Source organism: Variovorax boronicumulans NBRC 103145 (genome assembly GCF_001591345.1).
GTDB classification, from domain to species: Bacteria; Pseudomonadota; Gammaproteobacteria; order Burkholderiales; family Burkholderiaceae_C; genus Variovorax; species Variovorax boronicumulans.
On sequence record NZ_BCUS01000097.1, the window covers coordinates 1 to 24,469 of the forward strand.

A 24,469-nucleotide genomic window follows, 5' to 3' on the forward strand; every position below is an offset into this window, starting at 1 on the left:
CGCTGGTGGCGGTGCTGGCGCTGGCGACCGGCGCCGCCGTCGCGCAGACCGGCCTCATTGCTTTCGTCGGCCTGGCCGCGCCGCACCTGGTGCGCTCGGTGGTCAAGACCACGCATGCGCGGTTGATCGTGCTGTCGGCGTTGATGGGCGGGCTGCTGCTGATGGCGGCCGACCTGCTGGCGCGCTGGCTGATCGCGCCGCAGGAGCTGCCCGTGGGCGTGCTCACGGCCGTGCTCGGCGGCAGCTACCTGCTGTGGCTGATGCACCGGCGCGGCGCGAAGGGAGGCGGCCTATGAGCCGCACGCCATCCGCCGCGCTCGAAGCGCATGGCCTCAGCGCCACGCTCGGGTCGGTCGAGGTGCTGCACAGCATCGACCTGTCGCTGGCAGCCGGCCGCTGGACCAGCATCGTCGGGCCGAACGGTGCCGGCAAGTCGACGTTGTTGAAAGCGCTGGCAGGTCTGCTCGCACATCGCGGCGAAGTGCGGCTCTTCGGCGAGGCGCAAGCCGCCGTGCCGGCCCGCGTGCGCGCGCGGCGCCTGTCCTGGCTGGGCCAGAGCGGCACGGGCGAGGGCAGTGCCGACGATTTGATGGTCTACGACGTCGCCATGCTGGGGCGCCTGCCGCACCAGCGCTGGCTGGCTGCGCCCAGCGAAGCCGATCGCGATGCCGTGGAGCGCGCATTGCGCAGCACCCAGGCCTGGGACTGGCGCGACCGTCCGCTGGGGCAGCTGTCGGGCGGCGAGCGCCAGCGCGTGCTGCTGGCGCGTGCGCTGGCGGTCGAGGCCGAGCTGCTGCTGATGGACGAGCCGCTGGCCAACCTCGATCCGCCGCATCAGGCGGACTGGATGCAGACGGCGCGCGAACTGGTCGCGCAAGGCCGCACCGTGGTCAGCGTGTTGCACGAGCTGCCGATGGCGCTGGCTGCGGACGAACTGGTGGTGATGAATCGGGGGAGGGTGACGCATCACGGTGCCTGTTCCGACCCTGAGACTCACCAGGCGCTGGAGCAGGTGTTCGACCATCGCATTCGCGTGCATCGCGTGGCGGACCAGTGGATCGCATTGCCGCTATGAAGCTTCGCGCATCAAGTCATTCGGGGCGCGCTCCCGCCGACGGGGCACCTTGCTCCGCGAATGTCCCCCGGCCTGCGGCCTCCTCCTTGATTTCGCTGCGCAAGGCGCCCCATCGACGTGAGCGTGGGGCAGTGCAGCTGTTGATCGACCAGCACACGCCCTGAACGACAGCGCCAAGAACACAAGAAATCGGAAAACCTCATGCAAATAGAAACCCCTCCCAGCGAAAAGCCCTACGAAAAGCCCGAAGGTGAACGCCGCGGCATCGTCATCGTCAACACCGGCGACGGCAAGGGCAAGAGCACCGCAGCATTCGGCCTCGCGTTGCGCGCACACGGCCGCGGCAAGGCCGTGAAGATCTACCAGTTCATGAAGGTGCCGTCGGCGCGCTTCGGCGAGCACCGCATGTTCGAGCAGATCGGCATTCCCATCGAAGGTCTGGGCGACGGCTTCAGCTGGAAGAGCCAGGACCTCGAGCGATCGGGCCAGCTCGCGCGCGACGGTTGGGAAAAGGCCAAGGCCGCGATCCTGTCGGGCGACTTCTTCCTCGTGGTGCTCGACGAGATCACCTACCCGCTGATCTACGGCTGGTTGCCGCTCGAAGGCGTGCTCGAAACCCTGCGCGCTCGCCCGAAGCACGTGCACGTCGCGCTCACCGGCCGCCGTTGCCCGCCCGAGATCATCGAGCTGGCCGACACCGTCACCGAGATGCAGATGGTCAAGCACGCGTTCAAGGCCGGCATCCCGGCGCAGCGCGGCATCGAAGACTGACCCCGATGACGGTGCATGCGTTCGCGGCCGACGAGGCGAAGGCGGTGTACCGCGCCATCCACGAGCGGCGCGACATGCGCCACTTTGCGGGCGGCGAGGTGGCGCCCGAGGTGCTGCGCCGCCTGCTCGACGCCGCGCACCACGCGCCCAGCGTCGGCTTCATGCAGCCGTGGCGCTTCATCCGCGTGCGCGGCGAAGGGCTGCGCCGGCAGTTGCATGAGGTGGTCGAGCGCGAACGTGTGCTCACCGCCCGCGCGCTCGGCCAGCGTGAAGACGAGTTCATGCGCCTCAAGGTGCAGGGCGTGCTCGACGCGGCCGAGCTGCTGGTGGTGACGCTGGCCGACGGCCGCGAGCAGCATGTGTTCGGGCGCCGCACCTTGCCGCAGATGGACCTGGCCTCGGCCTCCTGCGCGATCCAGAACCTCTGGCTCGCCGCGCGCGCCGAGGGGTTGGGCATGGGCTGGGTGTCGCTGTTCGACCCCGCCGAGCTGGGCGTGCTGCTCGGCCTGCCCGAAGGCGCCGAGCCGATCGCCCTGCTGTGCCTGGGCCCGGTGCATGCGTTCTACGAAGAGCCGATGCTGCAGCGCGAACGCTGGGCCCGGCGCGCGCCGCTGGCCTCGCTGGTGTTCGACGAAAGCTGGGGCCGGCCGTCGGACCTGTTCGATCCTTCTTCCACTTCATCTTCTTGCGTGGAGCCCACCTGATGCTGGCCTTCGACACCGTTCTCTCCGAGCTCGCGCGGCTGTTCCTCTGGCCCGTGACGCTCGGCGTGCTGCTGTCTTTTGTCTATGCGGTGTACTGCCTCGGCGCCTTCGGCATCGAGTGGTGGCAGCGCCGACGCGACCCGTCGCGCGCGCTGGTGCTGCAGCCTCACGCGCAAGCCAGCCAGGAGCAGATGGAATTGGTCGTGCTCAAGCAGCTCGAAGGCGTGCGCCTGTGCAGCCGCGTGGCGCCGATGCTGGGGCTGATCGCGACCATGATCCCCATGGGCCCGGCGCTCGTGGCCGTGGCCTCGGGCGAATCGCAGGGCGTGGCGCAGAGCCTGGCGCCCGCGTTCGCGGCCGTGATCGTGGCGCTGGCCTCGGCCTCGATCACCTTCGTGGTCTACACGGTGCGCCGCCGCTGGCTCATGCGCGAGCTGGTGACGCTGCTCGACGCGCGGGACCGGCTGTCATGAGCCGGCGCCAGTTCTCCATCCTGAGCAGCCTGGACAGCGACGACGACGACCCCGTGCTCTCGACCATCAACCTGATCGACGTCTTCATGGTCGTCATCGGCATGCTGATGATCGCGGTCATCAACAACCCGGTGAACCCGTTCTCGCAGGACAAGGTGACGGTCATCCGCCACGAGGGCCAGCCCGACATGGAGATCATCACGCGCGAAGGCCGGAAGGTCACGCGCTTCAAGGCCAGCGGCGCAACGGGGCAGGGCGACGGCGAAAAGGCCGGCACCGCCTGGCGCCTGAAGGACGGCACGATGATCTACGTGCCGGCGGATGCGGTGCCGGCGTCGGGCGGGAAGTGACGCGGCTTTTCGTCTTCTGGCTCGGGTTCCTGTGCCTGATGGCGCAGCCTGCGGTGGCGGCCGAGTCGCGTGTCGTGGTGTTGAGCACGGCGCTGGTGTCGCCTGCGCGTGTGGTGCGGCTGCAGGCGGCAGCGCGCGAGGCCGGCGTGCCGCTGCAGGTGGTGTCGGCTGCGCAGGACACGCCCGAGGCACTGGCCGCCGCGCTCGACGGCGCGCGCCTGCTGGTCGTCGATGCGCCGCACCTCAGCGTCGCCCAGTCGGCGGCGGCGCGCTTCGGCGACGTCATCGAGCGAACCTCCGTTCCCTATGTGCAGATCGGTGAATTCGCCCTCGTGGCGAAAGGCCAGAAGCCTCCCGAGGTGCCACCGCTCGCGGCCGAGCGCGGCGTCGATGCGGCCTGGGCGCAGCGCCTGCGCGCCTACTGGCGTTTTCCGGGCGAAGCGAACCTGAAGGCCTCGGTGCAGGCGATGGCACGCGTCGGCGATGCCGCCGGGCTGCCCGATCCCGTGCCGCTGCCGCTCGCGGGCTTCTATCACCCCGATTGGCCGCGCGTCGAAAGCAGCATCGCTGCGGTCGAGGCACTGCCGAGCGGGCAAGGCACCGTCGCCATCGCCGTCAACAGTGCCACGCTCACCAGCGACGACACCGCCTGGCTCGACCGGCTGATCGGCACGCTTGCGCAACGCGGCCTGCGCGCCTATGCCTTCTACGGCCCACGCCAGCAGAAGGATCTGTTCTTCCGCATGACGCACGCCGGCGAGGGCGAGCGCGAGCGTCGTGTGGCCGACCTCCTCGTCAACGCCGCGCTGGTGTTCAGCCCGAACGAACGAAAGGCCGAACTCGAACGCATCGGCGTGCCCGTGCTGCAGACGCTCCCCTCGCTGGCCCTGGATGCGGCGCAATGGACGCGCAGCAAGGACGGCCTCGCGCAGACCGACATCGCGGCCTACTACAGCCCGAGCGAACTCGCGGGCATGACCGACCCGATGCTCGTCACCGCACGCGACGCCGCCACCGGCAGCCTGCAGCCGCTGCCCGCACAGATCGACGCCGTGGCCGACAAGGCCGCCGCGCTGCTGCGCCTGCGGCGCACGCCCGCCGCCGAGCGCCGTGTGGCGATGCTGGTCTACAACTACCCGCCGGGCGAGGCGAACTTCGGCGCGTCGTTCCTCAACGTGCCGCGCAGCGTCGACCGGATGCTGTCCGCGATGCAGGCGGCCGGCTACCGCACCGAGGCGCCGGGCGCGGACAAGGTCATTGCACAGGTGCAGGCCACGATGAAGGCCTACTACCCGACCGCGCAAGGCGGCGATGCGTTGCAGCCGTTGCTCGACCAGGGCCTGGCCGACACGCTGCCGCTGTCGAAGTACCTCGCGTGGTTCCGCGCGCTGCCCACCGACACGCAACGCCGCATCGAGGCCTACTGGGGCCCGCCCGAGGCCTCGACGATGCTGCGGCCCGTGGCCGGCGCACCGGCCTTCGTGGTGCCGCGCGTGCAGTTCGGCCAGGTGGTCGTGCTGCGCCAGCCGCCGCGCTTCGAGCCCGGCACGCAAGTGGCCGGCAAGGCGCAGCAGGTGTACCACCGCGCGGCCGTGCCGCTGAGCCACGGCTACCTCGCCACCTACCTGTGGCTGCGCAGCCGCTTCGGCGCCGACGCGTTGGTGCACGTGGGCACGCACGGCACGGTCGAGTGGTCGGCGGGCAAGGAGCGTGGGCTCTCGGTGCAGGACGATCCGCTGCTCGCGCTGGGCGACGTGCCCAACGTCTACCCGTACATCATGGACAACCTTGGCGAGGCGACCACCGCCAAGCGCCGCGGCCGCGCGACCATGGTGAGCCACTCGACGCCCATGTTCACGCCCGCGGGTTTCCGCCCTGGCGTGCGGGACATGCACGAGCGCCTGCACGACTGGGAAACGCTGTCGCCCGGCGCGGTGAAGACCGCGCTGGAGCGGCGCCTCACCACCGACTTCGTCGCGCAGCACTACGACCGCGACCTGCAATGGACGCCCGCGCGCATCCGCGCCGATTTCGCGGGCTTCATCGCCGTGCTGCACCCGTACCTCGACGAGCTGGCGCAGACAGCGCAGCCGCTGGGCCTGGCGACCTTCGGTGAGGCGCCTGATGCGCAGCGGCGGCGCCAGACGATCCTGCAGATCCTCGGCAAACCCGTGGCGCAGGCGATGGGCGAAGACCTCGACGAGATGTTCCTCACGGATGCGCAGGGCATCGCGGCCTCGAAGCCGGCGCGCTGGCTGGAGGCCGTGCTGGCGGGCAACGACACCGTTACCGATGCTGAACCCTTGCGTTCGCTCGCCGCACGGGCCCGCGCGCTCGACGCCGTGCTGGCCCATAACGAGGAAATCGAAGGCCTGCTCACCGCGCTCGATGGCCGCTACCTGAAATCGCGCTACGGTGGCGACCCGGTGCGCGACCCCGACAGCCTGCCGACCGGGCGCAACCTCTACGGCTTCGACCCCAGCCGCGTGCCCACGCGCGCGGCCTGGGACACCGGCGTCGCCGCGATGGACGACTGGATCGCCGCGCACGCCCGCACCCACGGCGGCCGTGCGCCGCAGAAGATCGCCTTCACGCTCTGGGCCGGCGAGGCCTCGCGCCACCAGGGCGTGACCGAGAGCCAGGCCTTCCACGCGCTCGGCGTGAAGCCGCGCTGGGACGAGGCCGGGCGCATGGTCGGCATCGAGGTCGTGCCGGCCGCGGTACTGAAGCGGCCGCGCATGGACGTGCTGATCAGCGTCACCGGTTCGTACCGCGACCAGTTCCCGCACGTGATGCGCTGGCTCGACGAGGCCGTGCAGCAGGTGGCCGCGCTCGACGAGCCCGGCAACGCCGTCGCGCAGCACAGCGAGGCGATGGCGCGCACGCTGCGCGCCGGGGGCGCGACGGCGACCGAGGCGCGGCGCTGGTCGACCGCGCGCGTGTTCTCGAACGAGCAGGGCAGCTACGGCGCCGGGCTCGAGGAAGCGGTGCTCGCCACCGAGCTCTGGAAGGGCCAGCAGCGCGGCGGCGGCGACGCGCGGATGGCCGGGCTCTACATGGACCGCATGGGCCATGCCTACGGGCGCGGCCTCGATGGCGCCACGTGCCCGGGCGCCTTCGCGGGCAACCTCGCGCAGGTCGATGCGGCGCTGATGGCGCGCACCTCCAATCTCTACGGCGTGCTGACCAACGACGACCCGTTCCAGTACCTGGGCGGCATCGCCTTGGCCGTGCGCCACCTCACGGGCAAGGACCCGGCGCTGTACGTGCAGAACCTGCGCGACGGCGCGGCCGTGCGCACCGACACCGCCGCCGGCGCCATCGCGCGCGAGATGCAGACGCGCTACCTGCACCCGCAATGGATCGAGGCGCAGAAGGCCGAGGGCTACAGCGGCGCGCTGCAGGTGCTCAAGACCGCGCAGTTCCTCTGGGGCTGGCAGGCGACCGCGCCCGCGGCCGTGCGCGCGGACCACTGGCAGTCGCTGCACGAGGTGTATGTGCGCGACACCTACAAGCTCGGCACGCGGCAGTGGCTAGAGCGCGAGAACCGCGCCGCCTTCGCGCAGACGCTGGAACGCATGCTCGATGCCGTGCGGCTGAACTACTGGAAGCCCGATGCCGCGACGCGGCGCGAGCTGGCGCAGGCCTACACGCAGGCGGTGCGCGCCACGGGGCTGCGGGAGCGCAACGAGGCGGTGCAGCGGTTTGTGCAGGCTGCGTTGGTGGCGTCGCCTGTCACTGCTTCTGCACCGGTCGTCGTCGCGTCCCCCATCGCGCCCGTCGAAGCGACCCAGCCCGCACCAGAGTCGCCCGCCGCACCGGACTTCGCGCAACCGGTGGCCGGCCTGCAGCTGAAGCCCATCGCCGACACCCCATCGCCCCCGCCGCCGTCCGCCGTGCTGCCGCGCCTGCTCGCCGCATTCGGCGCCGCCTTGCTGCTGGCCATCGGCGCGCTGGTGCAATGGCGGCGCGGCCGGGCCGTGCCCGCCGCCTGATTCACGAGAATGCCTGCCATGCCCGCGCTCGATCCCTTCACCGTCTTCGCCCTCGCACTGGTCGCCGCCTTGTGGCTGGCGCTGGCCATCGACCGCTGGCTGGGCGAGCCGCCCGCCGCGCTGCATCCGGTTGTGTGGATGGGCCGCTACCTGGACTGGATCGGCAGCCGCCTCGCGCCGCGCGCCGCCGACGCCAGGCCGCGCGACCTGCCGGGCTTCGCGATGGGCGCGCTCGGCTGGTGCGTGGGCGCGATGGCCGCGTTCGCCGTCGCATCGGCGGTGCAGAGCCTGGCGATGCAATGGCTGCCAGTCTGGGCCATGGCCGTGGTGCTTGGGCTCGCGTTCAAGCCGCTCTTTGCGTGGCGCATGCTGCGCGACGAGGTGCTGGCGGTCGAAGCCGCGCTGGGCGAATCGCTCGACGCCGGCCGCGCCCGGCTAGCGCGCCTCGTGAGCCGCGATGTCTCGGTGCTGAGCGAGCGCGAGGTGCGCGAGAGCGCCATCGAGTCGCTGGCCGAGAACCTCAACGACTCGCTGGTGGCGCCCGTGTTCTGGTTCGTGCTGTTCGGCCTGCCGGGGGCGGCGCTCTACCGCTTCGCCAACACCGCCGATGCCATGTGGGGCTACCGCGGCGAACGCGGCGGGCGCGACTGGACCTGGTTCGGCAAGTGGGCCGCGCGCGCCGACGACGTGCTTTCGTGGCTACCCGCGCGCCTGACCGTGCTGCTGCTGGCGCTCGCGGCCGGCCGCTGGCCGCGCGGCGTGGCCCGCGAGGCGCGCCGCACACCATCGCCCAACAGCGGCTGGCCGATGGGTGCGATGGCGCTGCTGCTGGGTGTGCGGCTTGCGAAGCCGGGGGTCTACGCGCTGAACGGGGAAGGGCGCGCCGCCACGTCGGCCGACACCGCGCGCACCGCGCAGCTCGGTGAACGGGCGGCGCGGGGGCTGGCGGTGATCGCTTCGCTCGCGATGCTGTCGCCGTTGCTGGCGAGGTGGGCATGACGAATCAATCCATGGTGCATGGCGGTCCCGACGAAACGGGTGCCGCGCCGCACGACTTCTCGACCAACGGCAACGCGGTCGGCTCGTGCCCCGCGGTGCTGGCTGCGCTGCGCGAAGCGGACGCCGCGCACTATCCCGATCCGCGCTACACCGCGCTGCGCGCCGCGCTCGCCGATTTCCATGGCGTGGCCGTGGAGCGCATCGCGATCGCCGCGAGCGCGAGCGAATTCATCCACCGCATCAGCGCGGTCGTGGCACAAGGCGGTGGCGGAGAGGTCTGGCTGCCCGCGCACAGCTACGGCGACTACGAACGTTCGGCCTTGACCTGGGGCCTCGGCGTGCGGCGCGTGCCTGAGGCTTCAGACGGTGCTGCTTTGCGCTGGTGCTGCGAACCGTCGAGCCCATTCGGCCAGTCGCAGCCCGACATCGCGCAGCATGCCGCCAGCGATGCCGTCTGCGTGCTCGACATGGCCTACGAGCCGCTGCGCCTCGAAGGTCAGCCCTCGCACGACGCCGCGCAGCGCGACCGCCTCTGGCAGCTGTGGACACCGAACAAGGCCATGGGCCTCACGGGCATCCGCGCCGCCTACGCCATCGCACCCGCGAACAGCGACGTGGCCGGCCCGCTGCTGGAGCGGCTCGTGCGCCTCGCGCCGTCGTGGCCGCTGGGCACGCACGGCGTCGCGCTGCTCACGACCTGGACCACCGACGAAGCGCAAGGCTGGCTGGCGCGCAGCCTCGACATCCTGCGCGACTGGAAGGCGCGGCAGCGCGCCGTGTGCGAATCGCTGGGCTGGCAGGTGCTGCCCGGCGACGCCAACTTCTTCGGCGCACGGCCCGACACGCCATACCCGCCCCGGGCCGCCGCGCTGCGCGCCGAGGGCATCAAGCTGCGCGACTGCGCCTCCTTCGGCCTGCCGGGGCACCTGCGCCTGGGCGTGTTGCCGCCGGCCAGCCAGCAGGCATTGAAGGCCGCGTGGGCGAGGGCCAGCGCCGCACGACACAGCGGCTGAACGCACCTCGCACCACAATAGGGCCGTCTCAAGAAAAGGAAAACGAACAGGCCCATGCTCTACGCCATCACCACGCTCTTCCTGTGCCAGCTTGCCGGCGAACTGCTCGTGCAGTGGCTGTCGCTGCCGATTCCCGGTCCGCTGATCGGCATGCTGCTGCTGTTCGTCGGCCTGCTGGTGCGCGGCGGCGTGCCGCAGGAGTTGACCGACACCTCGGGCCACCTGCTGCGCAACCTGATGCTGCTGTTCATCCCGGCGGTGACCGGCGTCATGCTGCATTTCGAGCGGGTGGGGCGCGAATGGCTGCCGTTCCTCGCGGCCGGCGTCGTGGGCGGTGCCTTCACCATGGCGGTGACCGCGCTCACGCTGCGCTGGATGATCCGCATCACGGGCAAGGACGCCGAATGAACGCGCCCGCCAAGTTGTCTGAAATCTGGGTCTTCCTGGCCCAGTCGCCGCTGCTGTGGCTGTCGCTCACGCTGCTGGCCTACCTGGGCGCGCTGTGGCTGCATGCGCGCAGCGGGCGCAACCCGATGGTCAATCCGGTGCTGGTGTCGGTGATCGTCATCGTGGGCGTGCTGCTGCTCACGCGCACGCCCTACGACACCTATTTCGAGGGCGCCAAGTTCGTCCACTTCCTGATCGGCCCGGCCACCGTGGCGCTGGCCGTGCCGCTGTACAGCCAGGTCGGCCGGCTGCGGCGTTTGTGGCTGCCGATCGGCGTGGCGCTGCTGGTGGGCTCGGTGGCCGCCATCGTGTCGGCCATCGGCATCGGCTGGGTGCTCGGCGGTTCGCACGAGCTCCTGATGTCGCTCGCGCCCAAGTCGGCCACCATGCCGATCGCGATGGGCGTGGCCGAAAAGATCGGCGGCCTGCCGTCGCTGGCCGCCGTGGCCGCGGCCATCGCCGGCATCTCGGGCGCGATCATGGCCACGGGCTTGCTGAACCTGCTGCGCATCAAGGAACCCGCGGTGCGCGGCTTTGCCGTCGGCATGGCGGCGCACGGCATCGGCACCGCGCGCGCCATCCAGGTGAACGAAACCGCGGGTGCGTTCTCGGCGCTGGCGATGGGGCTGAACGGCATCGCGACCGCGCTGCTGGTGCCACTGATCGTGAAGCTGATGACCGTCTGACATTCATTCATTCCATCCATCGAGGAGCACGACCCATGTCCGAGTACACCGCCGAGATTGTCTGGGAGCGGGGCGACCAGGACTTCCTGGCCAACACCTACAGCCGCCACCACGTGCTGCGCTTCGACGGCGGTGCGCAGGTGCCGGGCTCTTCGTCGCCGCACGTGGTGCCGCTGCCGTACTCCGACGCGTCGGCGGTCGATCCGGAAGAGATGTTCGTGGCCTCGCTGTCCAGCTGCCACATGCTGTGGTTCCTCACCATGGCGGTGAAGCGCAAGTTCGTGGTCGACCGCTATGTCGACGCGGCCACGGGGGTGATGGAGAAGAACGCCGAGGGGAAGATGGCGATGACCGTCGTCACGCTGCGTCCTCAGGTCAGGTTTTCGGGTGAGAACCTGCCCACGCGCGAGCAGATCGAGCACATGCACCATCGGGCGCATGAGGAGTGCTTCATTGCGAATTCGGTGAAATCTGAGGTGCGGTGCGAGCCCGTCTACTGACGCCGGGGTGACCTCCATGTGACTGTGATGGAGGGAAGGGGGCGCAATACTCGACGCGCATCGAACCCCTGAAAGGTCTTCTTCGTGCACATCCAGCCCCTCTTCGCCATCGAGGCGCGCGACGAGCTTCATCGGCTCATGCGCGCCTACCCGCTGGCCACGCTCTTCACGGTCGCGGGCGGGGCGGTCGATGCCAACTTGCTGCCGCTGGAGGTGATCGACCGCGGCCCGCACGGTGTGCTGGCAGGCCACGTGGCCCGCAGCCATTCGCTGTGGACCAGTGAGGCACGCAACGGCTGTGATGTCACGGTCGTGTTCCAGAGCCCGAACGCGTTCATCTCCCCGCGCTGGTACGTCAACGGCCAGCGCAGCGGGCGATTGGCGCCGAGCTGGAACTACATCGCGGTGCAGGTGACGGGGCGGTTGCGGTTCGTCGAAGACGCCGCCTGGCTGCGCACGCATCTCGAAGCGCTGACGCGGTCGCAGGAAGCGGGGCGCGACGAGCCCTGGTCGCTGGCCGATGCATCGCCCGGGTTCGTGGACGACGCGCTGCAGCGGCTGGTCGGGTTCGAGATCGACATCCTCGCGCTGAGCGGCAAGCGCTTTCTCTCGCAGCAGCGCACCGAGGCCGACCGGCGCAGCCTGGTCGAGCACCTGTCCCGAGAGGAATCGCTGCCGGCGCGTGCGCTGGCGGCGCTGATCCAGCCCTGAAAAGACGGGAAAGGGCGCCCCTCAGCGCCGCTGCAACCGCGGATTCTTCGCAAACAACTCCGCCGCCCAGTCCACAAACGCCCGCACCTTCGCGCTCAGGTGCCGGTTCGGCGGGTACACCACGTGGATCGGCAGCGGGTCGCGCTGCCAGTCGGCCAGCACCTCGACGAGTTCGCCGCTTTCCAGCAGCGGCTCGGCGGTGAAGGTGATGCACTGCGACAGGCCGAAGCCCGCGAGCACGGCCGTCATGTGGGCGTTGCTCTCGTTGACCGACACGCGGTAGGGGCCGTTGAGCTCGATGTACTCGTCGCCCTTCTTGAACTCGTGCGGGTACACGCGCCGGGTGGTGCCCGAGAAGTAGCTCACGACGTGGTGGCGCTTCTCGATGTCGTTCGGATGCTGCGGCGCACCATAGCGCTTGATGTAGGCCGGCGAGGCCACGGTGACGAAGTGCAGGGTGCCGATGCGGCGCGCCACCAGCGACTGGTCGCTGAGCTCGCCGGCGCGGATCACGCAGTCGACGTTGTCGCTGATCAGGTCGACGGTGCGGTCGCTCACGCCCAAGTCGACCTGGATGTCGGGGTAGCGGTCGCAGAAGCTGGCCAGGTTGGGCAGGATGATTTGCTGCGCCACCGAGGTGCCCACATCGATGCGCAGCCGCCCCGTGGGGTTGGCCTGCGCATTCGTCATGCTGGCTTCCATGTCGTCGAAGTCGTTCAGCAGCCGCGCGGCGCGCTCGAAGTAGGCGGCGCCGTCGGGCGTGACGGTGACGCGCCGCGTCGTGCGGTTGAGCAGCTTCACGTGCAGGCGCGCTTCCAGCGCCTGGATCTGCTTGGTGACGGTGCCCTTGGGCAGGGCCAGAGAGTCGGCGGCACGGGTGAAGGTGCCGGCTTCGACCACGCGGACAAAGATCCGCATTGCCTGGATTTGATCCATCGAATGCCTGTTCAGGGAGACCGGCGTATGCCGGAAGGAGGCGGATTCTCACACAAGGAATGCGCCCCTACGGTATGCCCGATTGTTCTCCGTTTGGAAACAGAGTAGGGCTGTGTTTCCTGTTTCAACGCGCTTGTAGCGCCTTATATTTCAACCATCGCCCATCCCCCTGAGGTCGCCCATGTCACCCCGTCCATCGTCCCGGTCCGCTGAAGCTGCTGCGCTTGCCGCGGCACAAGGCGTGGAGTCCGATCTGTCGATCGAGCTGCCCGGCCGCGAGCCCGTGGCTGCCCGTGTCTACGGTCAGCGTCCACGGGGCGAGACCGTGCCGCTGGTGCTGCACTTCCATGGCGGCACCTTCATCTGCGGCAACCTCGACAACGGCCGCAACGTGGCCCGGCTGCTGGCCGGTGCGGGTGCGGTGGTGGTCTCGCTCGACTACCCGCTGGCCCCGGCGGCCCCGTTCCCGGAGCCGGTCGAGGTGGGCTATGCGGCGCTCGAATGGCTCTACAAGCAACGCGTGAAGCTCGGCGGCAAGGGCGCCCAGGTGTACCTGGCCGGCGAAGAGGCTGGTGGCAACCTGGCGGCCAGCGTGGCCCTGGTGGCCCGCGACCGCGCCCATCCGCCGCTGGCAGGCCAGATCCTGCTGTCGCCCATGCTCGACCCGTGCGCCGGCACCGCCTCGCTGCGCAAGGCGACCAACGACGCCGCCGAATGCCGCTGGGCCACGGGCTGGGCCAAGTACCTGAGCTGTCCGTCGAACGCCACGCACCCCTATGCGGTGCCCAGCGGATCACTGCGGCTGGCCGCCCTGGCGCCGGCGCTGGTGCTGGTGGGGCCCGACGACGCGATGCGCGACGAGGCCATGACCTTCGCAGGCCGCCTGCGCTCGGCCGGCATCGAGGTCACGAGCAGCGTGCTGACCGGCGCCGACAACTGGCCCAAGGCGCTGTACGACACCGAGGCCGTGGGATGCGCGTCCTGCGAAGCCAGCGTGCAGCAGCACTTCCGCGAGTTCTTCAGCGCCACCACACCGCCTCCGGCGGTCCCTGAGCCCAGCTAGACCCGCGAGGGTCCGCTCCGCCCCCTGAACCAAGCCGCCGCCTCCAACGAGGCGGGTGGCAGGGCTTTCTGTTCTCTGAATTCCGCCTCCTGACGCCGCCGGCGCCGGGATGGCCTGTTGCATCCCGAAAAAGTCATCGAGAAGGACGAACCATCATGTCGAACAAGAACGAACAATCGCTGTCTTCCATCACCCGTAAGGGGCTGTGGCCCGCCGTCACCGGCCTCACCGCGGTGCTGGCCGTGGCCGCCGCGGTGGTGGGCATGTACAGCTTCAAGGCCGAGGCGACCGCCCCGGTCGCCGCGCAACAGGGCACGCCGGTGTCGGTCGCCACCGTGGCGTCGAGCGAGATCAACGCCTGGGACGAGTTCTCGGGCCGCCTCGAAGCCGTGCAGCGCGTCGATGTGCGCTCCCGCGTGGCGGGCGCCGTGCAGGCGGTGCACTTCCGCGAAGGCGCGCTGGTGAAGCAGGGCGACCTGCTCATCACCATCGATCCGGCCCCGTACGCCGCCGAGGTGGAGCGTGCCGAAGCGCAGGTCGCGTCCGCACAAGCCCGCCAGGCCTTCAGCCGCAGCGAGCAGGAACGTGCCCGCCGCCTGTGGGACGAGCAGGCCATCGCGCAGCGTGAACTCGACGAGCGCGTGAACGCCGGCCGCGAAGCCGAAGCCAACCTGCGCGCCGCGCAAGCCTCGCTGCAGACCGCACGCCTGAGCCTGGGCTACACCCAGGTGCGCGCTCCGGTGTCGGGTCGCATCGGCAAGCTCGAAGTGACCGTGGGCAACCTGGTGGCCGCCGGCCCCGGTGCGCCCGTGCTGACCACGCTGGTGTCGGTGAGCCCGATCTACGCGAGCTTCGACGCTGACGAGCAGGTCATCACCCGCGCGCTGAAGGACCTGCCGGCCAACGCCGGCGCCCGCGGCCAGATCGACACGATCCCTGTGCAGATGGGCACCGCAGGCCTCGAAGGCACGCCCTTCACCGGCAAGCTGCAGCTGATCGACAACCAGGTCGACGCCCGCAGCGGCACCGTGCGCGTGCGTGCCTCGTTCGACAACAAGGACGGCGCGCTCATTCCCGGCCAGTTCGCCCGCATCCGCATGGGCCAGGCCCGCAACGACACCGCGCTGCTGGTGAGCGAGCGTGCCATCGGCACCGACCAGAACAAGAAGTTCGTGATGGTCGTGGGCGACGACAACAAGGCCATGTACCGCGAGGTGACGCTGGGCGCGCCCATCAACGGCCTGCGCGTGGTGAGCAAGGGCCTGAAGGCCGGCGATCGCGTGGTGGTGAACGGCCTGCAGCACATCCGCCCGGGTGCGCTGGTGGTGCCGCAGACCGTGACGATGGACGCCAAGCTCGATACGAAGCAACAACAACCGGAACGCGTGGCCGAGGCCGCGAAGTCCTGATTTCGGAGGAGGGCGCCCTGGCGCCCGCCGGAGAACCAACATGAATCTCTCAAAATTCTTCATCGACAGGCCGATCTTTGCCGGCGTGCTGTCGCTACTGATGCTGATCGCGGGCCTGATTGCGCTGCGCGGCCTGCCGATCTCGGAGTACCCCGAAGTCGCGCCGCCTTCGGTGGTGGTGCGCGCAACGTACCCCGGCGCCAACCCGAAGGTGATCGCTGAAACGGTGGCCACGCCGCTCGAAGAGCAGATCAACGGCGTCGAAGGCATGCTCTACATGGGCAGCCAGGCGACGACCGATGGCGTGATGACGCTGACCGTCACCTTCCGCCTGGGCACCGACCCCGACAAGGCCCAGCAGCTCGTGCAGAACCGCGTCTCGCAAGCCGAGCCGCGCCTGCCCGAAGAAGTGCGGCGCCTCGGTATCACGACCGTCAAGAGCGCACCCGACCTGACGATGGTGGTTCACCTCGTCTCGCCGAACAACCGCTACGACATCAACTACCTGCGCAACTACGCGGTGCTGAACGTCAAGGACCCGCTGGCGCGCATCGAAGGCGTGGGCCAGGTGCAGATCTTCGGCGGCGGCGACTACTCGATGCGCGTCTGGCTCGACCCGCAGAAGGTTGCCCAGCGTGGCCTCTCGGCGAGCGACGTGGTGGCTGCCATTCGTGGCCAGAACGTGCAGGCCGCGGCCGGCGTGGTCGGCGCATCGCCGGGCCTGTCGGGCGTGGACATGCAGCTGTCGATCAATGCGCAAGGGCGCCTGCAGAGCGAAGAAGAGTTCGGCGACATCATCGTCAAGAGCGGCACCGACGGCGCCGTCACGCGTCTTCGCGACATCGGCCGCCTCGAAATGGGCGCCGCCGACTACTCGCTGCGTTCGCTGCTGAACAACGACCCGGCCGTCGGCATGGGCGTGTTCCAGGCACCGGGCTCCAATGCGCTCGACATCTCGTCCAACGTCCGCAAGACGATGGAAGAGCTGAACAAGAACATGCCGGAAGGCCTGGAGTACCGCATCGCCTACGACCCGACGCAGTTCGTGCGCGCATCGATCGAATCGGTGATCCACACTCTGCTCGAAGCCATCGCGCTGGTGGTGCTCGTGGTGATCCTGTTTCTGCAAACGTGGCGCGCGTCGATCATTCCGCTGCTGGCCGTGCCGGTGTCGGTGATCGGTACCTTCGCGGTGCTGCACATCCTCGGTTTCTCGATCAACGCGCTGAGCCTGTTCGGGCTGGTGCTGGCGATCGGTATCGTGGTGGACGACGCCATCGTGGTGGTGGAGAACGTCGAGCGCAACATCGAAGCCGGGCTCACGCCGCGTGAAGCCACGTACCGCGCCATGCGCGAAGTGTCGGGCCCCATCATCGCGATCGCGCTGGTGCTCGTGGCCGTGTTCGTTCCGCTGGCGTTCATCAGCGGCCTCACGGGCCAGTTCTACAAGCAGTTCGCGGTGACCATCGCGATCTCGACGGTGATCTCGGCCATCAACTCGCTGACGCTGTCGCCGGCCCTTGCGGCGCTGCTGCTGCGCGGTCATGACCAGCCCAAGGACGCCCTGACCCGCGGCATGGACAAGGCCTTCGGCTGGCTGTTCCGTGGTTTCAACAAGTTCTTCCATCGCGGCTCCGAGGCTTACAGCGGCGGCGTGAAGCGCGTGATCTCGCGCAAGACGCTGATGCTGGTGATCTACCTCGCGCTGGTGGGCGTGACCTTCGGTCTCTTCAAGGCGGTGCCCAGCGGCTTCGTGCCGGCGCAGGACAAGCAGTACCTCATCGGTTTTGCCCAGCTGCCCGACGGCGCCACGCTCGACCGCACGGAAGAGGTGATCACCCGCATGGGCGAGATCATGAAGAAGAACCCGAACGTGGAAGACGCCATTGCCTTCCCGGGCCTGTCGATCAACGGCTTCACCAACAGCTCGAACTCGGGCATCGTGTTCGCCACGCTCAAGCCCTTCGACCAGCGCAAGCGCCCCGACCAGAGCGGCGGTGCGGTGGCCGGCCAGCTCAACGGTGCGTTCTCGAGCATCCAGGACGCGTTCATCGTGATGTTCCCGCCGCCGCCGGTGGCAGGCCTGGGCACGACCGGCGGCTTCAAGCTGCAGATCGAAGACCGCGCCTCGGTCGGCTACGACCAGATGGACGTCGCGGTGAAGGCCTTCATGGCCAAGGCGTATGCGGCGCCCGAGCTGACGGGCATGTTCACGAGCTGGCAGGTCAACGTGCCGCAGCTGTACGCCGACATCGACCGCACCAAGGCGCGCCAGCTCGGTGTGCCGGTGACGGACATCTTCGACACGATGCAGATCTACCTCGGTAGCCTGTACGCCAACGACTTCAACAAGTTCGGCCGCACGTACTCTGTGCGCGTCCAGGCCGATGCGCCGTACCGCGCCCGCGCCGAAGACGTCGGCATGCTGAAGGTGCGCTCGACCTCGGGCGAAATGGTGCCGCTGGCCGCACTGATGAAGGTCAACTCGACCTTCGGCCCGGAACGAGCCATGCGCTACAACGGCTACCTGGCCGCCGACATCAACGGCGGCCCGGCCCCCGGCTATTCGTCGGGCCAGGCGCAGGACGTGATCACCAAGATCGCGGCCGAGACGCTGCCCAAGGGCGTGAGCTTCGAGTGGACCGAGCTGACCTACCAGGAAATCCTGGCCGGCAACTCCGCCTTCCTGGTGTTCCCGCTGGCCATCCTGCTGGTGTTCCTGGTGCTGGCCGCGCAGTACGAAAGCCTGACGCTGCCGATCGCGATCATCCTGATCGTGCCGATGGGCATCATGGCCGCGATGGCGGGCGTGTGGATCTCGGGAGGCGACAACAACGTCTTCACGCAGATCGGGTTGATCGTGCTGGTGGGGCTGAGTGCGAAGAACGCGATTCTCATCGTGGAGTTCGCACGGGAGCTGGAGTTCGCGGGACGCACGCCGATCCAGGCCGCGATCGAAGCCAGCCGCCTGCGTCTGCGCCCCATCTTGATGACCTCGCTGGCCTTCGTGATGGGTGTGCTGCCCCTGGTGCTTTCGACCGGTGCCGGCTCGGAGATGCGCAAGGCGATGGGCGTGGCAGTGTTCGCCGGAATGATCGGCGTGACGGCCTTCGGCCTGTTCCTGACGCCGGTGTTCTACGTGCTGATGCGCCGCCTGGCGGGCAACCGGCCGCTCAAGCTGCACGGCGAAGTGCCGCACGGCGATGACTTCGTGTCGGCCGACCATCCGGTGGCGCCTTCGCACGGTGGCGGCGGTGGCGGTCTGCACCCGGTGCCGGCCTCGCCGCGCCCCTCGCATGGCGCGCATGACTGATCGACAAGAAGAAAGAAGGTTGTCCATGACATTCGCAATCCCAACCCTGATGCGCCCTCTGCGCGCCGCCGTGCTGCCGCTGGTGGCGGCCCTGGTGCTGGCCGGTTGCGCCAGCGTGCCTTCGGGCATGCCCACGGTGCCGACCGCGGCGCAGTTCAAGGAACAGCCGGGTGCCACGGCGCCGGCCGGCTTCACCCGGGCCACGCCCGCCGAGGCGCAACCGCGCGGCGAGTGGTGGCTGGCGTTCAACGACCCGGTGCTCAATACGCTGATCCAGCGCGCCGAGGTCGACAACACCAACATCCAGGCCGCCGCCGCGCGGCTGGCCGAGGCCCGCGCGCTGGCGCGCAGCGCCCAGGCCGACCGCCTGCCGCAGATCGGCCTGGGTGCCGGCGCCAACCGCGGTGCGGGCCTGGACAAGGCCACGGCCAGCACCCGGCCGGGCACCATGACCAACATCGGCGCCACGTTCTCGTACGAGGTCGACCTGTTCGGGCGCCTCTCGGGCGCGGCCGATGCGGCCAAGCTCGACGCGGCCGGCCGCGAGGCGCTGCTGCAAAGCACCCGGCTCGCGGTGCAGGCCGAGGTGGCGCAGACCTACCTGCAGCTGCGCGCGCTCGACGCCGAGCGCGTGCTGGTGCGCGAATCGGTCGCGGCCTACCGCGACACGCTGCGCCTCACGCAGCGCCGCCAGCAGGCCGGCGACATCGCCGAGCTCGACGTGGCGCGCGTGCAGACCGAGGTGTCGTCCACCGAATCGGACGCGCTCGCGCTCGACCGCCAGCGTGCGCAGGTGGAACATGCGCTGGCCGTGCTGGTGGGCGATTCGGCCTCCAGCTTCGGCATGCGGCCCGACGACTGGGCGACCGCGCTGCCGGTGATCCCGCCGGGCGTGCCGTCCACCGTGCTCACGCGCCGGCCCGACGTGTCGGCCGCGCAGAGCGCCGTCATGGCGGCGCAGGCCCGCGTGGGCGTGGCGCAGACCGCGTGGTTCCCGAACATCTCGCTGACCGGCGCGGCCGGCTACGCCTCGCCCGAGATCGGCGACCTCTTCAAGTGGTCGGCCCGTTCGTGGGGCGTGGGCGCGCTGCTGTCGCTGCCGATCTTCGACGGCGGGCGCCGCGAGGCCGGCGTGCAGGGCGCCAACGCCCAGCTCGACGGCGCGCTGGCCAGCTACCGCTCGCAGGTGCTGGTGGCGTTCCAGGAGGTCGAAGACCAGCTGGCCGCCATCCGCATCCTGCAGGAGCAGTCGGTGGTGCAGGCGCAGGCCGTGACCTCGGCCCAGCGCGCCACCAGCCTGTCGGACACCCGCTACCGCAACGGCTACGTGAGCCAGCTCGACCTGCTCGACGCGCGCCGCAGCGAGCTGCGCAACCGGCGTCAGGCGCTGCAGGTGAAGTCGGCCCAGTACCAGGCGACGGTGGGGCTGATCCGCGCCATCGGCGGCGGGTGGGAAATGCCGGCCACGGAGAAGGTGGCGGCCCGCTGATCGGGTCGATCCGGGCTCAGGCGCGGTCGCCCGGGCCCGAATGTGTCGCCGTGGCGGCCGCCTGTTTCAGCGCCACCGCGCCCAGCGCGAGCGCACTCGAATAGCTGGATTGCGGGCGCGCAGCCAACCGCAGCGGCCGGTAGCCGAGCGTGTCGGAGGTGCTGCCGGTGTCGTGGACGGCTTCGAGCAGGAGCCAGTAGAACCGGCCCGGCTCGCGTTCCTCGACCGTCAGCGCCAGATCGTTGAGGGCGGACATGGCTTGGCGGATGCGGCCCGCAGCGGGCCGCATCCCTTGGTACGTCCGACTCGGCTTTCCGGATTCGGTTCAGCGCTCAACGACAATCCGCGAATGAGTTCTAGAGCGACAAGCGGACCGGCGCGCTGCGTCATGGTCCTGGGTACTACCAGCGGCGCCGGCAAGAGCTGGCTGGCCACCGCGCTGTGCCGGTGGTATGCCCGCCAGGGGCTGCGGGTGGCGCCGTTCAAGGCGCAGAACATGAGCAACAACGCCCGCGTGGTCGAGGGCGGCGAGATCGGCAGCGCCCAGTACTTCCAGGCCCTGGCCGCCAACGCCGTGCCCGACGTGCGCATGAACCCGCTGCTGCTCAAGCCCGAGCGCGACACCCACAGCCAGGTGGTGCTGATGGGACAGGTGAGCGAGTCGCTGTCGACCCTGCCGTGGCGCGGGCGCAGCGAGCGCGTCTGGCCGCAGATCGCGCAGGCCTTCGATGAGTTGCGCGCCGAGAACGACGTGGTCGTGATTGAAGGCGCGGGTTCGCCGGCCGAGATCAACCTCATGGCCAGCGACATCGTCAACCTGCGCGTCGCGCGCCACGCCCAGGCGCGCTGCCTGCTGGCGACCGACATCGACCGCGGCGGCGCCTTCGCCCACCTGTACGGCACCTGGGCGCTGCTGCCCGAGGCCGACCGGGCGCTCATCACCGGCTTCGTGCTCAACAAGTTCCGGGGCGACGCGTCGCTGCTGGCCCCCGCGCCACAGCAGCTGCAAGAACTGACCGGCGTGCCCACGTTGGCCACGCTGCCCATGTGGTGGCAGCACGGCCTGCCCGAGGAAGACGGCGTGTTCGACGACCGCAGCCGCGCCAGCGGCGTGGTCACGCGCACCGTGGCGGTGGTCGCGTACCCGCGCCTGAGCAACCTCGACGAGTTCCAGGCGCTGAAGAACGTGCCCGGTGTGCGCCTGGTCTGGGCCCGCACGCCGGCCGACGTGGCCGGCGCCGACTGGATCGTGCTCCCGGGCTCCAAGCACACGAGCGGCGACCTGGCCTGGCTGCGCGCGCAGGGGCTGGACCGCGCGGTGGCCGAGCACGCCGGGCGCGGCGGCGCCGTGTTGGGCGTGTGCGGCGGGCTGCAGATGCTGGGCGAAGCGCTGGTCGATCCGCACGGCATCGACGGCAACGCACCCGGGCTCGGCCTGCTGCCGCTCGTGACCGTGTTCGAGCGCGAGAAGACCGTGCGGCACCGCGAGGCGACGTTCTCGGGCGACCTCGTCGCCGGCCCCTGGGCTGCGCTGGCGGGCGTGCGCATCGCCGGCTACGAAATCCACCACGGCCAGACGGCCGCCCACCCCCAGCTGGCCCACGACGGCCGCGCCGTGATGCCCGAGGGCCTGGCCTGGCAGAACGCGCGCGGCAACGTGCTGGGCCTGTACCTGCACGGCCTGTTCGAGGACCCGGCCGCGCTGCAAGCGCTGTTCGGCACCACGGCGCCCACGCTGGACGCCACCTTCGACGGCCTGGCCGACTTCATCGACACCCATTTCGACGCCGGCGTGCTCGCCGGCCTGATCGCATGACCGACACCGATTTGATCCCCGCCGTTCCTGACATCGCCGACGGCGCGCTCGCGGCGCGCCTGCAGGCCGCGCTCGACAACAAGACCAAGCCCGTCGGCGCGCTGGGCCGCCTCGAAGCGCTGGCGCTGCGCATCGGCGCCATCCTCGGCACCGAGCAGCCTGTGCTCGAGGCGCCGCAGATGCTGGTGTGCGCGGGCGACCACGGGCTGGCGGCGCGCGGCGTGTCGGCCTATCCGAGCGACGTGACCTGGCAGATGGTCGAGAACTTCCTGGCCGGCGGCGCGGCCGTCAGCGTGCTGGCGCGCCAGCACGGCCTGGCGCTCACCGTGGTCGATTGCGGCGTGCGGCGCGACTTCCAGCCGCGCCCCGGCCTGGTGTCGCGGCGCATCGCCGCCGGCACGGCCGACGCCTCGGCCGGCCCCGCCATGACGTCCGAGCAGTGCGCCCAGGCCATCGCCAACGGCCGCGAGGTGGTGCGCGCGCTGCCGGGCAACGCGCTGCTGCTGGGCGAAATGGGCATCGGCAACAGCTCGTCCGCCGCGCTGCTGCTGTCGCGCCTGGCCGGGCTGGACATCGGCCTGTGCACCGGCGCCGGCACCGGGCTCGATGCCGACGGCCTGGCGCGCAAGCGCGAGGTGCTGCGCGAGGTGCTCGCCCTGCACGCGGGCGCGACCGCGCCGCTCGAAGCGCTGGCCGCGTTCGGCGGCTTCGAGGTGGCGACGCTGGTCGGCGCCGTGCTGCAGGCGGCCCAGGAGCGGCGCGTGATCGTGGTCGACGGCTTCATCGCCAGCGCCGCCGTGCTGGTCGCCCAGGCGGTCCGCCCGCAGGTGACGCAGCGCTGCGTGGCAGCGCACAGCTCGGCCGAGCCGGGGCACACGCTGCTGCTGAAGCACCTCGGGCTCGAGCCCTTGCTGAACCTCGACCTGCGCCTGGGCGAGGGCTCGGGCGGCGCGCTCGCGTGGCCGCTGCTCGAATCGGCCTGCCGCATCCTGCGCGAGATGGCGAGCTTCGAGTCGGCGGGCGTGTCGCGCCAGCAATGAACGGCGTGCGCCACTTCCTGCTGGCCGTCCAGTTCTTCACCCGCGTGCCGGTGACGGGAAAACTCGCCGACTGGGTCGGCTTCAGCCCGCAGATGCTGCGTGCCGCCGCGGCGCACCTGCCGGCCATCGGCTGGATCGTGGGTGGAGTGGCGGCGGCCGTGTTCGTGGCCGTGGGGGCCGGCCTGCCGGGCGCCGCCGGGGCCTTTGCGGCGGCCGTGTTGAGCACTGTCGCCACTGTGATGCTCACGGGCGCTTTTCATGAAGACGGCCTGGCCGACGTGGCCGACGGCCTCGGCGGTTCGGCCAGCCGCGAGCGCGCGCTGGAGATCATGAAGGACTCGCGCATCGGCGCCTTCGGGGCGGTCGCGCTGGTGCTGGCGCTAGGCCTGAAGTTCGGCCTGCTGGCTGCGCTGGCCGCGCGCGGGCTGGACGTGGCGGCGGTGTCCATCGTCGGCGCGCACGTGCTGTCGCGGCTGGCGCCGCTGTTCCTGATCCGCTGGCTGCCCTACGTGGGCGACAGCAGCGGCAGCAAGGCCAAGCCGCTGGCCGACGCGATCAGCGGCGGTGCGCTGCTCGTCGCCGTGCTCTGGGCCGCGCCCGCCGTGGCGCTGCTGCTGTGCGCGCACGACGCGGTGCACGTGGGCGCGGCGCTCGTGGCGCTGGTGCTCGCCGGGGGCTGGATGGCGCGGCTCTTCGTGCGTCGGCTGCAGGGTTTCACCGGCGACGGGCTCGGTGCGACGCAGCAGGTGTGCGAGCTGGCGATCTACCTCGCGCTGGCGTGGAAGGCATGAGCACCGCGACGGCTCAGCTCTGGCTGCAGCGCCACGCGCCGGTGATCGCGCCGGCGGGCCTGTGCTACGGCGCGACCGACCTCGACGCCCATGCGGACGGCACGCAGGCCGCCGCTGCGCGCATCGCCGCGGTGCTGCCGCCCGGCATCGCGCTGTGGAGTTCACCGCTGCGGCGTTGCGCTCTACTGGCCGATGCCATCGTCGCGCGGCGGCCCGATCTGTCGGTGCGGCGCGATGCGCGGCTGGCCGAGATGAGTTTCGGCGCCTGGGAAGGGCGCCTGTGGTCGGCCGTGGCCCGCGAAGAATTCGAGGCCTGGACGAATCGTTTTGCTGATGCCCCCGCAGGAGGCGACGGCGAGAGCGTGCGCGCCTTCATGCAGCGCGTGGCTTTGGCGCACGCCGACTGGCTGGCGACCGGCGCCGACGCGCTGTGGGTCACGCATGCCGGCGTGCTGCGGGCGGTGCAGCTGCTGTCGCAGGGCGTGTCGTGCCCTGAGCGGGCCGATCAATGGCCCAACGACGCGGCGGCTTTTGGCGACTGGCGCGTGGTCGCCTCGCCGGTCGGCTGACGAAGCGCCGTCAGTTCTTGGCGCGCCACTGCTCGCGCCAGAGCCGGTCGAGCTGCCCCGCGAACTGCGGCGACGGGCCACCCAGGAGCTGGTTCTGCCCGTTGCGCTGCACCAGGCCATAGAGCCGACCCGAGCCCTGGTCGTACAGCGCGATCGCGTTGTGGTCGTAGCAGTCGTGCGGCTTGCAGAAGGCGTGCAGCAGGTAGCGCGTGCCGTCCACCGTCACCCATTGCGGCTCGGGCGCCGGGCCTTCGCGGCGCACCAGCCAGCGCTCGGTTTCGCGCGTGCCCAGCGCGGCGCGCCAGGCCTTGTCCATCGC

24 protein-coding genes are annotated in these 24,469 nt (G+C 70.4%); 21 read left to right on the top strand and 3 right to left on the bottom strand.

The genetic code is table 11. The features are described 5' to 3' along the window. The 13 genes from VBO01S_RS23330 to VBO01S_RS23390 form a co-directional block, all read left to right on the top strand. Positions 1 to 296, top strand: a 296-nt coding sequence (locus tag VBO01S_RS23330) for an iron chelate uptake ABC transporter family permease subunit (protein WP_157627434.1), incomplete at its 5' end; no start/stop codon positions are given. Next, positions 293 to 1,075: an ABC transporter ATP-binding protein gene (locus VBO01S_RS23335; protein WP_062479879.1), complete on the top strand. Its 783-nt coding sequence runs from the start codon at positions 293 to 295 to the stop codon at positions 1,073 to 1,075. The genes VBO01S_RS23330 and VBO01S_RS23335, both read left to right, overlap by 4 nt. Before the next feature lie 201 nt (positions 1,076 to 1,276). Then, on the top strand, positions 1,277 to 1,846 hold the full coding sequence (cobO, locus tag VBO01S_RS23340) for a cob(I)yrinic acid a,c-diamide adenosyltransferase (protein ID WP_062479880.1): 570 nt from the start codon (positions 1,277 to 1,279) through the stop codon (positions 1,844 to 1,846). Positions 1,847 to 1,851: 5 nt separating this feature from the next. Beyond that, complete coding sequence (gene bluB / locus VBO01S_RS23345) at positions 1,852 to 2,550, top strand: 5,6-dimethylbenzimidazole synthase (protein WP_062479881.1); 699 nt, start codon at positions 1,852 to 1,854, stop codon at positions 2,548 to 2,550. Next, a complete protein-coding gene (locus VBO01S_RS23350; protein WP_062479882.1) occupies positions 2,550 to 3,023 on the top strand; it encodes a MotA/TolQ/ExbB proton channel family protein in 474 nt (157 codons plus the stop codon). Before bluB ends, VBO01S_RS23350 begins: the two co-directional genes overlap by 1 nt. Next, on the top strand, positions 3,020 to 3,373 hold the full coding sequence (locus VBO01S_RS23355) for a DUF2149 domain-containing protein (RefSeq protein WP_062479884.1): 354 nt from the start codon (positions 3,020 to 3,022) through the stop codon (positions 3,371 to 3,373). Before VBO01S_RS23350 ends, VBO01S_RS23355 begins: the two co-directional genes overlap by 4 nt. Continuing rightward, positions 3,370 to 7,368 carry a cobaltochelatase subunit CobN gene (gene cobN, locus VBO01S_RS23360; RefSeq protein WP_255221180.1) on the top strand — a complete coding sequence of 1,333 codons (3,999 nt, stop codon included), beginning with the start codon at positions 3,370 to 3,372 and terminating at the stop codon, positions 7,366 to 7,368. The genes VBO01S_RS23355 and cobN overlap by 4 nt, the downstream gene beginning before the upstream one ends. A gap of 18 nt (positions 7,369 to 7,386) precedes the next feature. Continuing rightward, positions 7,387 to 8,367: an adenosylcobinamide-phosphate synthase CbiB gene (gene cbiB / locus VBO01S_RS23365; protein WP_062479886.1), complete on the top strand. Its 981-nt coding sequence runs from the start codon at positions 7,387 to 7,389 to the stop codon at positions 8,365 to 8,367. Further along, on the top strand, positions 8,364 to 9,380 hold the full coding sequence (locus VBO01S_RS23370; RefSeq protein ID WP_062479887.1) for an aminotransferase class I/II-fold pyridoxal phosphate-dependent enzyme: 1,017 nt from the start codon (positions 8,364 to 8,366) through the stop codon (positions 9,378 to 9,380). Before cbiB ends, VBO01S_RS23370 begins: the two co-directional genes overlap by 4 nt. Positions 9,381 to 9,434: 54 nt before the next feature. Next, on the top strand, positions 9,435 to 9,788 hold the full coding sequence (locus VBO01S_RS23375) for a CidA/LrgA family protein (protein WP_056581435.1): 354 nt from the start codon (positions 9,435 to 9,437) through the stop codon (positions 9,786 to 9,788). Beyond that, positions 9,785 to 10,513 (top strand): LrgB family protein, encoded by a 729-nt coding sequence (locus VBO01S_RS23380; RefSeq protein WP_062479889.1) that lies wholly within the window; start codon positions 9,785 to 9,787, stop codon positions 10,511 to 10,513. The genes VBO01S_RS23375 and VBO01S_RS23380 overlap by 4 nt, the downstream gene beginning before the upstream one ends. A gap of 35 nt (positions 10,514 to 10,548) precedes the next feature. Then, positions 10,549 to 11,013, top strand: coding sequence for an OsmC family protein (locus VBO01S_RS23385; protein WP_062479891.1), 465 nt, complete (start codon positions 10,549 to 10,551; stop codon positions 11,011 to 11,013). 84 nt (positions 11,014 to 11,097) lie between these two features. Then, entirely contained in the window at positions 11,098 to 11,724 is a 627-nt protein-coding gene (locus VBO01S_RS23390) for an FMN-binding negative transcriptional regulator (protein ID WP_062479893.1), read from the top strand. Positions 11,725 to 11,745: 21 nt separating this feature from the next. Here the strand turns inward: VBO01S_RS23390 and VBO01S_RS23395 are convergent, their stop codons facing one another. Then, the gene (locus VBO01S_RS23395) at positions 11,746 to 12,660 is read right to left on the bottom strand and encodes a LysR family transcriptional regulator (protein WP_062479894.1); all 915 of its coding nucleotides are present in this window, start codon (positions 12,658 to 12,660) and stop codon (positions 11,746 to 11,748) included. Between the two features lie 181 nt (positions 12,661 to 12,841). Here VBO01S_RS23395 and VBO01S_RS23400 point away from each other — a divergent pair, with 181 nt between their 5' ends. From VBO01S_RS23400 to VBO01S_RS23415, 4 genes are all read left to right on the top strand, one after another. Continuing rightward, entirely contained in the window at positions 12,842 to 13,723 is an 882-nt protein-coding gene (locus VBO01S_RS23400) for an alpha/beta hydrolase fold domain-containing protein (protein WP_062479896.1), read from the top strand. A gap of 155 nt (positions 13,724 to 13,878) precedes the next feature. Beyond that, on the top strand, positions 13,879 to 15,132 hold the full coding sequence (locus tag VBO01S_RS23405; RefSeq protein WP_062479898.1) for an efflux RND transporter periplasmic adaptor subunit: 1,254 nt from the start codon (positions 13,879 to 13,881) through the stop codon (positions 15,130 to 15,132). A 40-nt stretch (positions 15,133 to 15,172) separates the two neighbouring features. After that, entirely contained in the window at positions 15,173 to 18,445 is a 3,273-nt protein-coding gene (locus VBO01S_RS23410; protein WP_062479900.1) for an efflux RND transporter permease subunit, read from the top strand. A gap of 25 nt (positions 18,446 to 18,470) precedes the next feature. After that, on the top strand, positions 18,471 to 19,934 hold the full coding sequence (locus tag VBO01S_RS23415; RefSeq protein WP_062479902.1) for an efflux transporter outer membrane subunit: 1,464 nt from the start codon (positions 18,471 to 18,473) through the stop codon (positions 19,932 to 19,934). A gap of 16 nt (positions 19,935 to 19,950) precedes the next feature. Here VBO01S_RS23415 and VBO01S_RS23420 read toward each other — a convergent pair whose 3' ends face one another. Next, on the bottom strand, positions 19,951 to 20,190 hold the full coding sequence (locus VBO01S_RS23420) for a hypothetical protein (RefSeq protein WP_062479912.1): 240 nt from the start codon (positions 20,188 to 20,190) through the stop codon (positions 19,951 to 19,953). A 93-nt stretch (positions 20,191 to 20,283) separates the two neighbouring features. On the opposite strand from VBO01S_RS23420, the gene VBO01S_RS23425 reads away from it, so the two are divergent. From VBO01S_RS23425 to VBO01S_RS23440, 4 genes are read left to right on the top strand one after another with little or no spacing between them, the layout of a single operon-like run. Next, a complete protein-coding gene (locus VBO01S_RS23425; RefSeq protein WP_062479904.1) occupies positions 20,284 to 21,750 on the top strand; it encodes a cobyric acid synthase in 1,467 nt (488 codons plus the stop codon). Further along, on the top strand, positions 21,747 to 22,790 hold the full coding sequence (gene cobT, locus VBO01S_RS23430; RefSeq protein WP_062479906.1) for a nicotinate-nucleotide--dimethylbenzimidazole phosphoribosyltransferase: 1,044 nt from the start codon (positions 21,747 to 21,749) through the stop codon (positions 22,788 to 22,790). Before VBO01S_RS23425 ends, cobT begins: the two co-directional genes overlap by 4 nt. Then, on the top strand, positions 22,787 to 23,581 hold the full coding sequence (locus VBO01S_RS23435) for an adenosylcobinamide-GDP ribazoletransferase (RefSeq protein WP_062479907.1): 795 nt from the start codon (positions 22,787 to 22,789) through the stop codon (positions 23,579 to 23,581). The genes cobT and VBO01S_RS23435 overlap by 4 nt, the downstream gene beginning before the upstream one ends. Continuing rightward, a complete protein-coding gene (locus VBO01S_RS23440; RefSeq protein WP_062479909.1) occupies positions 23,578 to 24,150 on the top strand; it encodes a histidine phosphatase family protein in 573 nt (190 codons plus the stop codon). The genes VBO01S_RS23435 and VBO01S_RS23440 overlap by 4 nt, the downstream gene beginning before the upstream one ends. A gap of 10 nt (positions 24,151 to 24,160) precedes the next feature. Here VBO01S_RS23440 and VBO01S_RS23445 read toward each other — a convergent pair. Further along, positions 24,161 to 24,469 (bottom strand): Ivy family c-type lysozyme inhibitor (locus VBO01S_RS23445; RefSeq protein ID WP_218005410.1); only part of this gene is annotated, 309 nt, incomplete at its 5' end.

What these genes read in the sequence shown, in the direction of transcription:
- VBO01S_RS23335 (WP_062479879.1), top strand. Translation starts at nt 293, where the DNA reads ATGAGCCGCACGCCATCCGCCGCGCTCGAAGCGCATGGCCTCAGCGCC.
- cobO (WP_062479880.1), top strand. Translation starts at nt 1,277, where the DNA reads ATGCAAATAGAAACCCCTCCCAGCGAAAAGCCCTACGAAAAGCCCGAA.
- bluB (WP_062479881.1), top strand. Translation starts at nt 1,852, where the DNA reads ATGACGGTGCATGCGTTCGCGGCCGACGAGGCGAAGGCGGTGTACCGC.
- VBO01S_RS23350 (WP_062479882.1), top strand. Translation starts at nt 2,550, where the DNA reads ATGCTGGCCTTCGACACCGTTCTCTCCGAGCTCGCGCGGCTGTTCCTC.
- VBO01S_RS23355 (WP_062479884.1), top strand. Translation starts at nt 3,020, where the DNA reads ATGAGCCGGCGCCAGTTCTCCATCCTGAGCAGCCTGGACAGCGACGAC.
- cbiB (WP_062479886.1), top strand. Translation starts at nt 7,387, where the DNA reads ATGCCCGCGCTCGATCCCTTCACCGTCTTCGCCCTCGCACTGGTCGCC.
- VBO01S_RS23370 (WP_062479887.1), top strand. Translation starts at nt 8,364, where the DNA reads ATGACGAATCAATCCATGGTGCATGGCGGTCCCGACGAAACGGGTGCC.
- VBO01S_RS23375 (WP_056581435.1), top strand. Translation starts at nt 9,435, where the DNA reads ATGCTCTACGCCATCACCACGCTCTTCCTGTGCCAGCTTGCCGGCGAA.
- VBO01S_RS23380 (WP_062479889.1), top strand. Translation starts at nt 9,785, where the DNA reads ATGAACGCGCCCGCCAAGTTGTCTGAAATCTGGGTCTTCCTGGCCCAG.
- VBO01S_RS23385 (WP_062479891.1), top strand. Translation starts at nt 10,549, where the DNA reads ATGTCCGAGTACACCGCCGAGATTGTCTGGGAGCGGGGCGACCAGGAC.
- VBO01S_RS23395 (WP_062479894.1), bottom strand. Translation starts at nt 12,660, where the DNA reads ATGGATCAAATCCAGGCAATGCGGATCTTTGTCCGCGTGGTCGAAGCC.
- VBO01S_RS23400 (WP_062479896.1), top strand. Translation starts at nt 12,842, where the DNA reads ATGTCACCCCGTCCATCGTCCCGGTCCGCTGAAGCTGCTGCGCTTGCC.
- VBO01S_RS23405 (WP_062479898.1), top strand. Translation starts at nt 13,879, where the DNA reads ATGTCGAACAAGAACGAACAATCGCTGTCTTCCATCACCCGTAAGGGG.
- VBO01S_RS23410 (WP_062479900.1), top strand. Translation starts at nt 15,173, where the DNA reads ATGAATCTCTCAAAATTCTTCATCGACAGGCCGATCTTTGCCGGCGTG.
- VBO01S_RS23415 (WP_062479902.1), top strand. Translation starts at nt 18,471, where the DNA reads ATGACATTCGCAATCCCAACCCTGATGCGCCCTCTGCGCGCCGCCGTG.
- VBO01S_RS23420 (WP_062479912.1), bottom strand. Translation starts at nt 20,190, where the DNA reads ATGTCCGCCCTCAACGATCTGGCGCTGACGGTCGAGGAACGCGAGCCG.
- VBO01S_RS23425 (WP_062479904.1), top strand. Translation starts at nt 20,284, where the DNA reads ATGAGTTCTAGAGCGACAAGCGGACCGGCGCGCTGCGTCATGGTCCTG.
- cobT (WP_062479906.1), top strand. Translation starts at nt 21,747, where the DNA reads ATGACCGACACCGATTTGATCCCCGCCGTTCCTGACATCGCCGACGGC.
- VBO01S_RS23435 (WP_062479907.1), top strand. Translation starts at nt 22,787, where the DNA reads ATGAACGGCGTGCGCCACTTCCTGCTGGCCGTCCAGTTCTTCACCCGC.
- VBO01S_RS23440 (WP_062479909.1), top strand. Translation starts at nt 23,578, where the DNA reads ATGAGCACCGCGACGGCTCAGCTCTGGCTGCAGCGCCACGCGCCGGTG.